General features: G+C 66.0%; 12 protein-coding genes and 1 pseudogene. 8 read left to right on the plus strand and 5 right to left on the minus strand.

Going from position 1 to position 14,211, the window contains the following annotated elements; genetic code table 11:
* Window positions 1–15 precede the first annotated feature (15 nt).
* The 6 genes from cydB to WC585_RS13350 all read left to right on the plus strand — a co-directional run bounded on the left by cydB (window position 16) and on the right by WC585_RS13350 (window position 6,024).
* Window positions 16–1,164, plus strand: a complete 1,149-nt coding sequence (gene cydB / locus WC585_RS13325) for a cytochrome d ubiquinol oxidase subunit II (protein ID WP_373258493.1) — start codon at window positions 16–18, stop codon at window positions 1,162–1,164.
* 18 nt (window positions 1,165–1,182) lie between these two features.
* Window positions 1,183–1,332, plus strand: coding sequence for a cytochrome bd-I oxidase subunit CydX (gene cydX, locus WC585_RS13330; RefSeq protein ID WP_373258494.1), 150 nt, complete (start codon window positions 1,183–1,185; stop codon window positions 1,330–1,332).
* The gene (gene hemN / locus WC585_RS13335) at window positions 1,316–2,698 is read left to right on the plus strand and encodes an oxygen-independent coproporphyrinogen III oxidase (protein ID WP_373258495.1); all 1,383 of its coding nucleotides are present in this window, start codon (window positions 1,316–1,318) and stop codon (window positions 2,696–2,698) included. Before cydX ends, hemN begins: the two co-directional genes overlap by 17 nt.
* Before the next feature lie 150 nt (window positions 2,699–2,848).
* Window positions 2,849–3,466: an OmpW family protein gene (locus WC585_RS13340; protein ID WP_373258496.1), complete on the plus strand. Its 618-nt coding sequence runs from the start codon at window positions 2,849–2,851 to the stop codon at window positions 3,464–3,466.
* Between the two features lie 139 nt (window positions 3,467–3,605).
* Entirely contained in the window at window positions 3,606–4,058 is a 453-nt protein-coding gene (locus tag WC585_RS13345; RefSeq protein WP_373258497.1) for a response regulator, read from the plus strand.
* A gap of 190 nt (window positions 4,059–4,248) precedes the next feature.
* The gene (locus WC585_RS13350; protein WP_373258498.1) at window positions 4,249–6,024 is read left to right on the plus strand and encodes an SLC13 family permease; all 1,776 of its coding nucleotides are present in this window, start codon (window positions 4,249–4,251) and stop codon (window positions 6,022–6,024) included.
* 120 nt (window positions 6,025–6,144) lie between these two features.
* Here WC585_RS13350 and WC585_RS13355 read toward each other — a convergent pair whose 3' ends face one another.
* Window positions 6,145–7,251: a PHB depolymerase family esterase gene (locus WC585_RS13355; protein ID WP_373258499.1), complete on the minus strand. Its 1,107-nt coding sequence runs from the start codon at window positions 7,249–7,251 to the stop codon at window positions 6,145–6,147.
* A 49-nt stretch (window positions 7,252–7,300) separates the two neighbouring features.
* On the opposite strand from WC585_RS13355, the gene WC585_RS13360 reads away from it, so the two are divergent.
* Window positions 7,301–8,032: an MBL fold metallo-hydrolase gene (locus tag WC585_RS13360; RefSeq protein WP_373258500.1), complete on the plus strand. Its 732-nt coding sequence runs from the start codon at window positions 7,301–7,303 to the stop codon at window positions 8,030–8,032.
* 150 nt (window positions 8,033–8,182) lie between these two features.
* On the opposite strand, the gene WC585_RS13365 is transcribed toward WC585_RS13360, so the two are convergent.
* From WC585_RS13365 to WC585_RS13380, 4 genes are read right to left on the minus strand one after another with little or no spacing between them, the layout of a single operon-like run.
* Entirely contained in the window at window positions 8,183–9,463 is a 1,281-nt protein-coding gene (locus WC585_RS13365) for an ABC transporter permease (RefSeq protein WP_373258501.1), read from the minus strand.
* Complete coding sequence (locus tag WC585_RS13370) at window positions 9,460–10,908, minus strand: DUF3526 domain-containing protein (protein ID WP_373258502.1); 1,449 nt, start codon at window positions 10,906–10,908, stop codon at window positions 9,460–9,462. Before WC585_RS13370 ends, WC585_RS13365 begins: the two co-directional genes overlap by 4 nt.
* Window positions 10,905–11,630, minus strand: coding sequence for an ABC transporter ATP-binding protein (locus WC585_RS13375; RefSeq protein WP_373258503.1), 726 nt, complete (start codon window positions 11,628–11,630; stop codon window positions 10,905–10,907). Before WC585_RS13375 ends, WC585_RS13370 begins: the two co-directional genes overlap by 4 nt.
* A gap of 8 nt (window positions 11,631–11,638) precedes the next feature.
* The gene (locus WC585_RS13380; RefSeq protein WP_373258504.1) at window positions 11,639–13,669 is read right to left on the minus strand and encodes a TonB-dependent siderophore receptor; all 2,031 of its coding nucleotides are present in this window, start codon (window positions 13,667–13,669) and stop codon (window positions 11,639–11,641) included.
* A gap of 265 nt (window positions 13,670–13,934) precedes the next feature.
* On the opposite strand from WC585_RS13380, the pseudogene WC585_RS13385 reads away from it, so the two are divergent.
* Window positions 13,935–14,211 (plus strand): annotated as a pseudogene (locus WC585_RS13385) (conjugal transfer protein TrbE); the annotation flags it as partial.

Here is a 14,211-nt window from a genome sequence, read left to right on the forward strand (position 1 = left end):
TCAGGACATATGATCATGGAATTCCCGATCGACTTCGCCACCCTCCGCCTGATCTGGTGGGGCCTGCTCGGCGTGCTTCTGATTGCCTTTGCCCTGACCGACGGCTTCGACCTGGGGGTGGGGGCCGTCCTGCCTTTCGTCGCCAGAACCGACGAGGAGCGCCGCATGGTGATCAATACGGTCGGGGCGACCTGGGAAGGTAATCAGGTCTGGTTCATCCTGGGGGGAGGGGCCATCTTCGCGGCCTGGCCGTTCGTCTATGCTGTCAGTTTCTCGGGCTTTTACCTGGCCATGTTTCTGGTGCTGGCCGCCCTGATCATGCGACCGGTCTCATTCAAATACCGGTCCAAGCGGGCCTCACCGGCCTGGCGGTCCTTCTGGGACTGGGGTCTGTTTGTCGGCGGCTTCGTACCGGCCCTGGTGTTCGGCGTGGCGGTCGGCAACGTTCTTTTGGGAGCCCCCTTCCGCCTCGATAGTGACCTGCGATCGTTTTACGACGGGACCCTGCTGGGGCTGTTTACGCCCTTCAGCCTGATCGCGGGCCTGTTGTCGGTCTGCATGCTGGTGCTGCACGGGGCGGCCTGGCTGTCCGTCAAGGCCGAGCAGGGTCCCGTCCTGGTCCGCGCACGACGGTTCGGGACGATCGCTGCTGTCCTCAGTCTGGTCCTGTTCGCCGTAGGCGGGCTCTATGTGGCCTATGGCGGTCTTGGCTATCGGATCACCGGCGTGCTGGACATCCAGGGCTTCTCAAACCCCTTGCGGACCACGGTCGTCGCCGCCCCTGGAGCCTGGCTGGACAACTACGGCCTCTATCCCTGGATGCTATTGGCGCCCGCCTTGGGGTTCATCGGGACGCTCGCCGCTCTTGTGGGCCTATGGCGCAGATCAGCTCCGATGGCCTTTGGCGGATCGTCACTGGCCACCGTCGGCATCATCTCGACTGCCGGTCTTTCGATGTTCCCCTTCATCCTGCCCAGTTCGATCGATCCCCAGTCCAGCCTGACGGTCTGGAATGCCTCGTCCAGTCATCTGACGCTGTTCATCATGCTGATTGTGACCGCGATCTTCCTGCCTCTGGTCCTGGTCTACACGGCCTGGGTCTACAAGGTCCTGTGGGGCAGGACGTCGACGGTCGCCCTCAAGACCAATCCCGATCTGTACTGAACCCTAGGACGTTTCATCATGTGGTATTTCGCCTGGATACTCGGCCTCGGCCTTGCTGTCGCCTTCGGTGTCTTGAACGGGGTCTGGCACGAGTTTCACCTGTTTGACGACGGGGACCACGGCCTGTCGGAATCCGATCCGGATCCGGTCGATGCAGAGCTGCGCTGAAACACGCCGTCAGATCAGGACGGCAGGCCTGATCGCCCGCTACGACGCCAATGTGCCCCGATACACAAGCTATCCGACCGCCGCACAGTTCACACGGGACATCGGACCGGGGGAATGGGCGAAATGGCTGGGCGAGGTGCCCGCCCAGGACGCGGTCTCGATCTATGTCCACATCCCCTTCTGCAGGACGCTCTGCTGGTACTGCGCCTGCAATACCCGCGCCGTGAACCGCACTCAGACCATCGACACCTATGTCGATCTGCTGGTCGCCGAAGCCGGGGAGGTGGCTGCCCGGCTGGGGCGAAGACAGGCCGTCCGTCGGCTGCATCTTGGCGGCGGGACACCGAACATGCTGTCGCCGGGGACCCTTGGCCGACTGTTCCATGGGCTGCGCGAGGCCTTCGACCTCCGCGCGGTCACCGAGGTCGCCGCCGAGCTGGATCCGGCCAGTCTGACGAAAGCCTGGGTCGATCAAGCGGCATGCGAGGGCCTCAACCGCGCCAGCCTGGGGGTACAGGATCTGTCGCCACGCGTTCAGCGGGCGATCAATCGCATCGAACCCTTCGAGATCGTGGACAGGGCGGCTGGCTGGCTGCGGGATGCAGGGGTCGCCTCGCTCAATCTGGATCTGATGTACGGCCTGCCCCTCCAGATGCAGGACGATCTGCTGAAGACATTGTCTCAGGTGATGACGCTCAGGCCTGAGCGCCTGTCCCTGTTCGGCTATGCGCATGTCCCCTGGCTGAAGCCCCATCAGAGGCTGATCAACCTGACCGATCTGCCCGGCCCTGCCGAGCGCTTCGCCCAGAGCCAGGCGGCGTCAGCCTATCTTGTCGACCAGGGCTATGAGCCGATCGGACTGGACCATTTCGCCCGTCCTGGCGACGACCTGGCCATCGCTGCGCGCGCCGGGCGACTACACCGAAACTTCCAGGGCTACACGGTCGATGATGCGGACACCCTCATAGGCCTGGGTGCCTCGTCGATCAGTCGCTCTCCCCAAGGCTACGTCCAGAACCACAGCCAGGAGGTCGCTTGGCGAGCCGCGGTTCGGGCAGGCGAATTGCCAGTGGCGCGCGGGCTGGAGATTACGGCGGACGACCGTCGGCGGGCCGAGATCATCGAGCGGTTGATGTGTGATTTTGCGGTCTTCCTGCCGGGCGTGGACCGTCGCCATGGCCCGGCCGCCGATCGGTTCGTCGGGGCCCTCCAGCGTCTGCAGCCGATGATCGAGGACGGTCTGGTCTCCTACGAGAACGGTGCACTAGCCGTCACCGAGCAGGGGAGGCCGTTCGTGCGAGCCATCTGTGCCGCCTTCGACACATCCCTGGCTGCATCGACCGTTCGTCATGGACGACTGATCTAGTTTGCGATGGATCAAGGCTGACCGGCACAACCCCGTCCAGACCACGCCAGACGCCTCCAACCGGGTTCATCGTGAACCCGGGCCGCGTCCTGGACCCTCAAGATGTGCTTCAAGACCTCCCCCCGCTGTACCGCATTCGGTGCTGGCCTGATGCTACTGTCCGTGACGGCCATCCCCGCCGCCGCGCAGGACTGGCAGGTCGCTCGCAAGGGCGACTGGATCGTCACCGCGCGGATGACTGACGTGTCTTCGAGCGCAGATGATGCCATCCTGACGTCGGCAGGTGCTGACACGGCGCTCAAGGTCGATGTCGAGCACGACGTCATGCCTACCCTGGGCTTCACCTACTTTCTGACCGATCAGATTTCGGTGGAAGCCATCCTGGGTGCCACCCGGCATCAGATTCGCGCCCAGGGTGGTGCCACCGATGTCGCCGTGCACGAAACCTGGGTGCTGCCCCCGGTGGTGACTCTTCAGTACCGTCCGATGCCGGAGGCGCGTGTCAGCCCCTATGTGGGGGCGGGCGTCAACTATATGCTCTTCTTCGACGGCAAGGATCAGAACGGCTTCCAGGTCGGTCTGGAGGATGGGTTCGGTTACGCGCTCCAGGCCGGGGTGGACGTCGCTGTCGTCGGGCCGTGGTCGGTCAATCTGGACGCCAAGAAGGTCTGGTTTCAGAGCGATGCCTCGATCAACGCCGGAGCCCTGCAAAGCCAGGTCAATCTCGATCCCTGGGTCCTGTCGGTGGGGCTCGCACGGAAATTCTAGCGGCCGTCATCGAGCACCGATCAATCGGCCGCGGCGGCGTACCGGTTCGGGCCAGCCGCAACGGAACCTGCAAAGGGTCGTTGTCCTGGTGCCTTGCGCCGGTCCTTGTGGCCGGTCGCAAGGGTCAGGATGATCGCCCATGACGTTTGCTCAGTCTCGCCGCGCCGCCACGTTACTGATCGTTGAAGATGAGGCCCTGGTGGCCCTCGTGCTTTGCGACGCTCTGACAGACGCCGGCTACCATGTACTCGACCTCACAACACGACACGCCGAGGCGATGTCCGTGGCAAAGGCATCGAGACCTGATCTGGCGCTGGTCAATATTGACCTGGCCCATGGCGACGACGGGGTCGCGCTGGCAGAGCAGTTGAAGGCGCTGGGTATTCCGGTCGTGTTTATCAGCGGCCAGACCAGCCGCGCGCGTTCAGCCGCGACGGTCGCCATCGCCTCGATGCCCAAACCCTATGACGCCGAGGATATGGTTCTGGCCGTCAGCTACCTCCTGGCCCGGCTCGAAGGGTCAACACTCAGTGGGCCGCCCAAGGGGTTGGAAGTCTTCAATGTGGACCCCGCATGGTCCGCCGACGGCTGAGCGGACACCAAGGCGCCACTTCTTGAAGTGGGCTGGTGATCCGGTGACGCTTCGGACAACGGTCAGCTATACTCAGAGAGGCAATGAACACCATGGTGGCGGCAGATCCTGATCCCGTCGTCTCAGGGCCAGGGTGCATCCAATCCGACGACGCGACGTTGGGGTGATCGGTTTAGAGGGGCTGCCATTCGTGACGTTGCAACAGGGGCTGGCTTTTGGCCTGATCGCTCTGACGATCGCCGCCTTCATCTGGGGGAGGTTCCGCTATGATCTGGTGGCCGTCGTAGCCCTCGTCGCCGGCTTGGCTGTGGGGATTATCCCCGCCGAGGCAGCCTTTGATGGCTTCAAGAATGATGTCACGGTCATCATCGCCTGCGCCCTGATTGTCTCCGCGGCCTTCGCACGGTCCGGCATCATCGAATTGGCGATGCGTCGCATCCTGCCGCTCCTGAAGACGGAACGTTCCCAGGTGCCGGTCCTGACCGGCGCGGTGACGCTTTTGTCCATGGCGACGAAGAATGTGGGGGCGCTGGCGATCATGATGCCCGTCGCCCTGCAGGTGGCGCGCCGGTCAGGATCCGCACCGTCCCGCCTGCTGATGCCCATGGCCTTCGGTGCCATGGCCGGCGGCATGGTCACCCTCGTCGGGACAGCCCCCAACATCATCGTGGCGGAGGTTCGCCAGGGGATCGTCGGCGAGCCCTTCGCCATGTTCGACTATGCCCCCGTCGGTCTGGCGCTGACGGCCATGGCCCTGGTGTTTCTGGCCTTCGGCTATCGGATGCTTCCAAAGAACCGGCAGGGTGCGGCCATGATGAGCGCCGCCCTGGCGGCCAATGCCTATGCCACCGAGGTCAGTGCGCCCGAGGACTGGGGTCGGGGGTCGATGACTGTCGCAGCCCTGACGGCGCTCGGAGAGGGCGACGTGCGGATCATGGCGCTGATCCGCAAGGGCAAGCGGCGGCCGGCCCCGCGTGGCAATGTCGTGATCAAACCCGGCGATGTTCTCCTGGTCGAAGGGGAGCAGGACGCCCTCGAGGCCTTCGTCGATCTCTCGCAGCTCAGGCTCGTGCGCAATGATCGTCCGATCGCCATGACGACGGCGTCGGAGGAGATCGCGGTCGTCGAGGCCGTCGTGGGCCGCAGCTCTCCCCTCCAGGGTCAGTCCGTCCGCCAGTCCGATCTCTACGGTCAGCACGGCATCAATCTGCTGGGCGTGTCCCGCAGCGGCTATGAACTGACCCAGCATCTGAGGACAGCCCGGCTGGCTCCGGGCGACATCATCCTGCTGCAGGGGGCCGAACAGAGCCTGCCGGCAGCGCTGAAGGCGCTCGACCTCCTGCCCCTGGCAGAACGTGAGGTGCGCCTGGGCAGCGCCCGAAAGCGCTTCATGCCGGCGGTGATTCTCGCGGTCGCCATGACCCTGGTCGGGTTCGGACTTGTCCCGGTCGCCATCGCCTTCTTCGGGGCTGCGGTGGCCATCGTCGCACTCGGCGGCCTGAAGATGAGGGAGGCCTACGCCGCCCTGGACGGGCCGCTTCTGGTGCTGATCGCGGCCCTCATACCCGTGTCGGACGCCATCCAGTCCACCGGCGGCTCGGAGCTGATCGCCGGGCTGTTGCGGAATGTCTTTGCCGGCCTGCCGGGCATGGTAGCGATCGCCGGCGTCATGCTCGCCTCCATGGCCGTGACGCCGTTTCTGAACAATGCCGCCACCGTCCTGATCGTGGCCCCCATCGGCGCGACTCTTGCCCGCCAGCTGGGCTTCAACGCCGACCCCTTTCTCATGGCGGTGGCCGTCGGGGCCGCCTGCGATTTCCTGACCCCCATCGGCCACCAGTGCAATACGCTGGTCATGGGCCCGGGCGGCTACCGGTTCTCCGACTACCCCAGGCTTGGCGCGCCGCTCAGCCTGCTGGTGCTGATCGTCGGGCCGCCGCTGATCCTGCTGTTCTGGCCGCTCTAGCTGAACGTCCAGTCCCGCGGTACATCCGTTTCCCAGGCTGCAGCGTGGATGAGAGACGGGGGATGGCGACGGGCGACACGCGCCCATGGTCTGACCGCTGGCCTGGCCAGGATGCCGGTATCAAGGCATGAGGCCAGCACGCCGAAGCGCTTTTTCTATGATCGTCTGAACGGAAGAGCCGTGAGGTGGCTGGACCCTGTCGGCATCGGTCGCCATCTCTGGCAAACTGGGGGGCTGAGCGGGTGCCTTATCCAACCTGTAGCGGGACTCGTCCTGGTTCGCAGGTCGCGCCAGACCCCAGGTTTCGACCAGTATTTCGGTGGACGACAGAGACGTGGCGAGCATATAGGGGCCTGCTGCCCCGACCGGATCGGTCGCGCGGGGTTTGATGGGCACCCCGTGTCCCATGCCGCGTATCCGGTAGTCTTCGAGCGCGGGGAGGCCGTCAGACCGGTTCCACGCCCGATGGGTGTAGTCACCCCTATCGCGAACGACGTCGGGAGACAGCGGCAGACCCAGTGTTCCGCGCCACTGATCAAGAAGCGCGTCAGCATTGGCAGGGACCACCGTTCTGTCTCCGGTCCCGTGCCAGACCGAAAGGGAGGGCCAGGGACCGTTGGGCGTCGACGCTTTCGTGACGGCCGCCTTCAGCGCGGATGCAGACGCAAGGCCGTGACCCCTCATCCGGTCCAGAGCCTCCGGAACCGAACCCGCACAGGCGTAGGGAAGACCCGCAAAGACGGCCCCGGCCCGAAACACGTCCGGGTAGGTCGACAGCATGACCGCAGTCATGGCGCCTCCAGCGGACAGCCCGGTGACAAAGACCCGCGCGCGGTCGACATCGTGGGCCTGGACGGCGGTCTCTATCGTCGAATGGATAGACGCGGCCTCGCCGCTGTCACGACAGATGTCTGCAGGGGAAAACCAGTTAAAGCACAGGGATGGATTATTGGGGCGCTGCTGCTCCGGATAGACGACGACGAAGCCATGGCGGTCGGCCATGGCTGACCACCCCGAGCCTGCATCATAGGCTGCAGGGGTCTGGGTGCAGCCGTGAAGCACCACGACCAGCGGTGGGTTGGGGCCCAGCCTCTTCGGGACATGTATCCAGGCCTTCAGGTCCCCTGGATTGGGACCTCGTATGGTCAGCGGCTTCAGGACGGATGTCGCAGACATCACGGGCTGTCGGCTTTTCAGCCGGGCAATCGTATCACCGAGGGTTCGCATCCCATCGCTCCGTTCACGACCGAAGCCGATTTATTGTGCAGTGCAGCATATGGGGTGCGACAGCGACGGGGCAACCGATGATCTGCGGGAAGACAGCTCGGCCTGGTGCCGTCATTCACGCATCAGGTACGCATTGATTGAACGCGTTCCTTGGCCGGACGTGAAATACATCCTCAGCACCGACCCGCACTGGGATCACTCCGGCGGCACTGCGGCCCTGGCGCGCGACAGCGGGGCGGAGGTCATCGCCGGGCGCGAGGCGGTTCAGAGCCTGCTGCAGGGGCGGAGCACCGATGACGATCCCCAGCACGGCGAACTGGCCTCGATGCCGGCCATCGCCGGTGTGCAAGGCGTCCGGGACGGCGAAACCCTGACACTCGGTGAGGTGACCGTCACGGCGCGCGCTACGCCGGGCCACACGCCGGGCAGCACGAGCTTGACCTGGCGGTCGTGCGAGGGCGGCCTGTGCAAGGACGGGCTCTTCGCCGCCAGCCTGAATCCCATCTCGTCCGACGGCTATAGCTACCCGGCCCACCCGGCCCTGAGCGAGGGCTTGAGGCGCGCCTTCGACACGGTTCGGGCCCTGCCGTGCGACATCCTCTGTTCGTCCCATCCGAGCGCGTCCGGACAGGACTTCCGCCACGCGGCCTTCGCCCGCGGCGGTGCTGCGCTGATCCAGACGTTGCTATCCATTTGCCTCTCGACAGCCCAAGGCTCCGGCGGCTGGATCATCGATAGAGCAATTGAATTTTGCGATAGACAGCTTCATCGGCCTCCCTGACGGAATGCCAAGGTGCGTTTCCCACCCCTAGCGGACAAACGGAATGTCCGCTTCCGGGATAGCCCTTACGCGCAAAAGCGGCGCAGGGGAGCCATACCGTATGAGTGTGTGGAGCAACAGGACCGAAGGGGTGTCCGGTCCTGACGGGGATTATGGAGCTTCCTCTTCGGGGCTGACGACCTCCGCTGGACCGTCATCAAAACGAGGTCCCAGGGCATACTCCGCTGCGCCGAACGGGCGGTCCTCGAACAGGTAGGGATAATAGAAGGTGCGTAGCCGCGTGTGGAAAACCCGGACCCGGTCCTGATAGGCGAGTTGTGCTTCGACGTCGGTTTCCGCAGCGCGGTGCATGATGCGCTGGAAGCCGACGGGCGGCATCAACCATCCCGCAAGGCCCGCCAGTGCCTCGCGCCGCTCGACGCCATCCCTGTAGGCTGTCGAAACGTCGGCGACGGCCACGTCCCCGAGCTGCTGGAATGCGAAATACCATTTCCAGTGAAACGGCTCCGTCATGGGTTCGGTGTCCGACCACTCGGGATAGAGTTCGAGAAAGCGGTCCAGGGTCTCCTGTCGGGGCAGGTCCCAGGCACCATGGACGGCATCCCGGTTCTGGCGCGCCAGGAGGGCACCATCGGGCGTGGGAACCGCCGCGTTGACGACGAGATTGGTGGCGGCCGGCCCGACCAGGGTCAAAGCAAACCATAGTCCTGCCAAAACGGCGGCACTCACCGTGGAACGACTGCCGAAGCGCGCCACGATCACCACGAGGACCGTCCAGAACGCCAGAAGACCGACTGTGGCACTGGCGAACAGAAGCGCCTTTGCGGGCGGTGCCCCTTCGAGGGTGGCACCGACGAGGAAGGGGACCAGCACGGCGGCTCCGACGAGGACTGCCCGCGCGCCTGTCCGCGGCAGGAAGACGCGCCAGGCCGCTCTCGGCAGGGCCCGCAGCGCATGGAGCCGCCCCGCCTCCCGTTCGCCCGACCAGAGATCATGCAGGAGAATGATGACCACCAGCGGTGCCAGATAGATGGCGACGAAGGCGAGATCGAACCGGCCGGGCAGGGCGAGTTCCGCATTTCTCTGCTCGTTCTCATAGATCTGGGCCTCGAGGGCCAGGGGCCTGACCCGAAGGATCGAGGGTGCGGTGTCCCTCTGACCGAGCGCGGCGAACGCCAGGTCGGACGGCGCATTCCAGGTCGGACGGAAGTCGGCATAGGCAAACGTTCCGGCGTCGCCGGCGTAGTCGATCAGGGCCTGGTCCTCGACGGCCTGCATCTGCAGGACGCGGGCGATCGATGCGCGCTCGCGTGCGATTTCCGCCATTCCCAGGGTGACAGCGACGGACGAAAGCAGGGCCAGTACGATGATCGCAGCCACCGCCGCAGGCGAGCGGGTGAAGAACCAGAGTTCACGAACCAGAGATCTCATCCTGCGACCTGCCTCAACTGCCGACCGGCGAATACAAACAGCCCGATGGCGGCCAGCAGCCAGCCCGCGAGGATGGCCAGGCCCGGCAGCATGCCGCTGACGCGTTGTCCGGGGGTCGCGGACCGGAACTGGAAATCGGGCAGGGTCGCCCAGGTGTCGGCGGACACCCGGGTGCGCCGTTCGGCGTCCAGGTCCCGGCTGCGTGCGGCGTCGTCTTCGGCCCGGACGCCCTGCGCATGCAGGCGGTTGAGCCGCTGGACCAGGTCGAACCTGTAGGCCTCCGCCTGTTCCAGGAACCGGATATGGTTTTCCAGGTCGGTGGCCGCGCCCGCCATCGACGCCTGGCGTACCGCCAGTGCGGGGCTCAACATGGCACCGGCCTGGAGCCAGGCCGACTGGGCCCGCTGCCGGTCGGCGGTTCGCCTGGCATAGTCGGCGAACAGGCGCGCCGTCAGGGCCTCGCCTTCGGCCGCGACGAGGCCACGAAAGTTTACCGGAAGGTCTTCTACACGCTCCACGCCGTAGGCCCTGAGCGTACGCACCCTGAAGGCCGCGAAGAAGGGATCGTCCGGATTGTGGCTGTCGCCAATCCGGCGGGCGTCCTGGGCGAGGAGAAGATCCATCTCCACGCGCGTCGGCGCAGGCTCGGCCTGTGCGGCGATCGCCGCTGCGCCCCGGGGCACCAGAACGACGGCGACGGCCCAGACGGCGACCAGACCCAGCAGGGCCCCTCGGCTGGACCGGGCCAGGGACGACACGGCCACCACGACCAGAACCCAGATCGCCAGATAGACGGCATAGGCCCCGCCGATGAGCGCCGCCGACGCCATTTCGGCGGGTGTGGTCGCCGCTGCCGTCGCCAGGGAGACGAGCGCGGGGGCGAGAGCGATCAGGCCGACGGTGCCAAGCGCGAGCGCCTTGCCGGCAAGCACTTCAGCGGCGCGCGCGCCATGCAGTCCCAGCTGTCTGAACACCCCCGTCTCGCGGTCACGGGCGACCGTCGAGAAACCGAGAAAGATCAGCAGCAGCGGGGCCAGGGTCTGGAGCACGAACGCGGGGGTCAGCTGCCCGAAGCGGATGAGGCCCGAGGACTCCCGCATAGCGCCGAAGGTGGCCGAGTTCTGCCGGTGGCCCTCGAGAAACAGGGTGGTGCCGGTGAAGGGATCGACGCCTGGCTCGAAGGCCGCCAGGGGGCTGACCGGTCGCTGGACATAGGTCCCATAGTGCACGGCACGGTGCGGGTGTCGGTCCGGCTGCGCCTCGAAGGCCTGATCTGCGGCCGTCTGATGCTCCATCCGGGCGGCCCGCTCGCCGGCGACATGTGCCAACGACGTCGCCGCCGCGATCGAGGACAGGAGGACCAGGGCGATGAGGCCCAGCCAGGCGGTCCGGGTACGGCTCATCAGCCGCATCTCTTCCGCCGCGATACGGAGGATGCGCCTCATGGGACGGACAGCCCTGCATAGCTCTGGTGAAGGGCCTGGACGTCGAAACGGGCACCTTGGGCAGCTGCCATCCATTCCTGGGCGAGGCGACCGTCGCGCAGTACGCCGATCCGGTCGGCTGTGTCGGCCGCCCCGAACAGGTCATGGGTGACCATCAGGATGGCCACTCCGCGCCTGCGCAGGTCGATCAGCAGATCATGGAAGTCGGAGGCGGCGGCGGGGTCCAGGCCCGACGTCGGTTCGTCGAGCAGGAGGACGGGCGTCCGGCGCAGCAGGGCCAGGGCGATCGCCGTCTTCTGGCGCATGCCCTTCGAAAACCCCCCCACGCGCCGGGCCCCGGCCGCCGGCTCGAGCTTCACGGCATCGAACGCCTGATCGAGCTCCGCCCTAGTCCGGGTCTCTCCGGCGAGGCCGAGGAAGTACCGGACGTTCTCGATCGCCGAGAGATGGTCGTAGAGGGCGACATTCTCCGGCAGATAGGCCGCTTCGCGCCGCACGGCCTCAGGAGCCTTCGCCGGATCGAAGCCGGCGACGGTGATCCGCCCGCCTGCGCGGGGCAGCAGGCCCAGAATGGCGAACAGGGTCGTCGACTTGCCGGTGCCATTGCCGCCCAGCAGGGCATAGATCTCGCCCGGCGCGACACAGAGCGATGCCCCGTCGACCACCCGTCGCTCGCCGCGCAGGACGACGAGGTCGTCGATGATCAGTCCGGATGGTTCCATGTCGGGTCTCAAAACTCGGCCCTCAGCGAGGCGCGAAGGGTCCGCGGCGCACCCGGATAGATCCAGTTCGAATTGTACGAACTCTGCGCATAGTGTTCGTCCAGCAGATTGTCGGCCTCGGCCCGGAAGGTAAGGTGGGACGTCAGGGCGATCTCCAAGGCAGCCTTGGTCTTCCAGTAGTCCGGCAGCAACAGCCCGCTGGTGTCGGTCGCGCCTGACCGTTCGCCGACATAGCCCACGCCGCCGCTCAGCGACCATTCCCGGCCCGGACCCCCGGAGCGATAGACCGCGAAGATCGTGCCCGACTGATCCGGCACATTGAGGGCCAGGGGGGTGGCGAAGGACGCGTCATTATTCCTGGCCTCATTCCAGATGAAGTTGGCGACCGCCTGCCATTGTCGGCCCAGGCGCAGGGAGGCATCGATCTCGACACCGCGGCTCCGTAGCGATCCGACCGGGGCCAGGAAGTTGGCGTCGGCCGGATCGGTCGTCAGGACATTGCTCTTCTCGATGTCGAAGGCGGTGACACCCACGTCGAGACCCTCCCATCGCCCTGACAGGCCGACCTCCCACCCCTTGCCCTCCTCGGGCGCAAAGGCGGCCCCGGTCGCGCCGCTGCCGGAGTTGAGCTGGAAGGATTCGCCCCAGTTGGCGTGAACCGAGACGGCGTCGGTGAGGGCGTAGCGGGCACCGAGGCGGAATTTGACCGGTTCGTCTTCAGCGACGCTGACCGCCCCGGTCAGGTTCTTCAGCAGTTCCTGCTCATAGGTGTCGAACCGGACGCCGCCGACGAGGGTCAGGCGGTCGGTCACTTCCCACAGGTCCTGGGCATAGAGCGTCACGACCTGCCGCGTTTCGCGCTGGTTGATGGAGGGCAGCAGGGGCAGGGCTTCGGACACGCCGTAGACCGGATTGAAGATGTCGATGGCATAGGGGTTGGCGGCCGTGGGGTTGCGCCGGTTCAGCAGCTCGAGATAATCGAGCGCATAGGCCTTGAGCCCCAAGCTCGGGCGATGCGTGCCGAACGCCTGGACCTCGCCGCGCAGCTCCACCCGGGCCGACAGGTCTTCCACCTCATAGCCGCGCTCCCGGCGCTGTCGCCACAGTGTGCGTCCGTCCGGCTGCAGGCGCGACTGGTCGGCCGAGAAGCCCCGGAGGGATCCGGTCCGGTAGGCGACGCCCCCGATCAGCGACCATCCGCCGGAAAGAGCAATGTCGCCGGTGATCTGGTGCCGGGTGTCCCGTGCCCTGGTATCGCCATTGCCCGGCTCGCCGAGGAACCGCGACGGAGGCAGGGCAAGTGGGTCGCCGCCGACCGCCGCGACGCCGCGGTCGAAGGGCGAGTCGTAATGGATATGCTGGCCGACATAGGTCAGCCGGACCGCATCGGTGGGCCGCCAGGTGATCGACGGCGAATAGACGCGGCGATCCAGCCCGACATGGTCGCGATAGCCGTCGCTGTCTTCGACGGCCACCACCAGCCGCCCCGCCAGGGTGTCCGACAGCGGACCCGTCGTGTCGAGTTCGACCCGTTGCGTACCGAAGGAGCCAAGGGTGAGGGTCGCCGAACTCCGGGGCGCAAACCGCGGCGTCCTGGTGACCATGTTCACACGGCCGGCGGGGTCGATGTCGCCGAACACGGCGCCGGCAGGCCCCTTCAGGATCTCGATCCGCTCGATGGTCGCCGGGTCGCGGGCAGGGGCGCTGCCCCGGTTGGCGATGAAGCCGTCCACATAGTATTCGCCGCCGCCGTCGGCGGTGCTGAGAAAGCCCCGGATGGCGAAGTTGTCGGCGAAGCCGCCGCGATTGTTCTGCTGGCTGCTGCCGCTGACCAGTTCCAGGGCATCGCTCAGTCGATAGGCGCCGGCAGCCTGAAGAATATCCTGCTCCAGGGACCGACTGGACTGCGACATCACCTCTGTCGCCCGGTCCGAGGAGAGGGTCGTGTCCCGCGATGTGCGGGTGCCGATGACCACGATTGCGTCGATCTCGGTGGGGTCGGCGTCTGCGTCATGGGCTACGGCGGGCCCGGCGGTCACGAGTCCGAGCAGGCTGGCTCCCACGACAAGGTTTCGGCGACAGGGATGGGGGAGGCGCGAAACAGCACGATACAAAACACAAAACCTTGGAGACTGTTGGTATGTTATAACATATCGATATGGGCACGGATGTGCAATCGCCTGTGAAGGATTGATGGCAGGATTTGACGGCCCTCTTCGACCGTCGGTGTCGAAGCGCCGGGAGGGGAGTGCACAGGCTATCCGCCTGCAGGCCTTTCCAGAATCCTCGACGGAGGACGAGCTGATGGCCGTCCGGGCGCGGCTGAACGATGCCCTGAAACGCCTCGGCACGGGCCGGTGCGTCCATATCGAGGCGCGCCGGCGTCCGGCCTCGCCCTATCCGGAGAGTGTGTTCGATCTGGACGCGGCCTGGCTGGTCGATGCCGAACGGCGGGAGCGGTTCGAGGCCTCCGATCCGGCGTTTGAGACGGACTACCGGCTCTCCCTGACCTGGCTGCCGCCGGTCGACGAGACCCGTCGTATGGAGCGCTGGCTCTACAATGGACTGGAACGGAACGGCC

Source organism: Brevundimonas sp., assembly GCF_041648055.1.
GTDB lineage: Bacteria > Pseudomonadota > Alphaproteobacteria > Caulobacterales > Caulobacteraceae > Brevundimonas.

Coding starts and splice junctions, on each gene's coding strand:
- WC585_RS13370 (WP_373258502.1), bottom strand. CDS start 10,908: ATGAGGCGCATCCTCCGTATCGCGGCGGAAGAGATGCGGCTGATGAGC.
- WC585_RS13365 (WP_373258501.1), bottom strand. CDS start 9,463: ATGAGATCTCTGGTTCGTGAACTCTGGTTCTTCACCCGCTCGCCTGCG.
- cydX (WP_373258494.1), top strand. CDS start 1,183: ATGTGGTATTTCGCCTGGATACTCGGCCTCGGCCTTGCTGTCGCCTTC.
- WC585_RS13360 (WP_373258500.1), top strand. CDS start 7,301: ATGGGGTGCGACAGCGACGGGGCAACCGATGATCTGCGGGAAGACAGC.
- cydB (WP_373258493.1), top strand. CDS start 16: ATGGAATTCCCGATCGACTTCGCCACCCTCCGCCTGATCTGGTGGGGC.
- hemN (WP_373258495.1), top strand. CDS start 1,316: ATGCAGAGCTGCGCTGAAACACGCCGTCAGATCAGGACGGCAGGCCTG.
- WC585_RS13340 (WP_373258496.1), top strand. CDS start 2,849: ATGCTACTGTCCGTGACGGCCATCCCCGCCGCCGCGCAGGACTGGCAG.
- WC585_RS13375 (WP_373258503.1), bottom strand. CDS start 11,630: ATGGAACCATCCGGACTGATCATCGACGACCTCGTCGTCCTGCGCGGC.
- WC585_RS13345 (WP_373258497.1), top strand. CDS start 3,606: ATGACGTTTGCTCAGTCTCGCCGCGCCGCCACGTTACTGATCGTTGAA.
- WC585_RS13355 (WP_373258499.1), bottom strand. CDS start 7,251: ATGCGAACCCTCGGTGATACGATTGCCCGGCTGAAAAGCCGACAGCCC.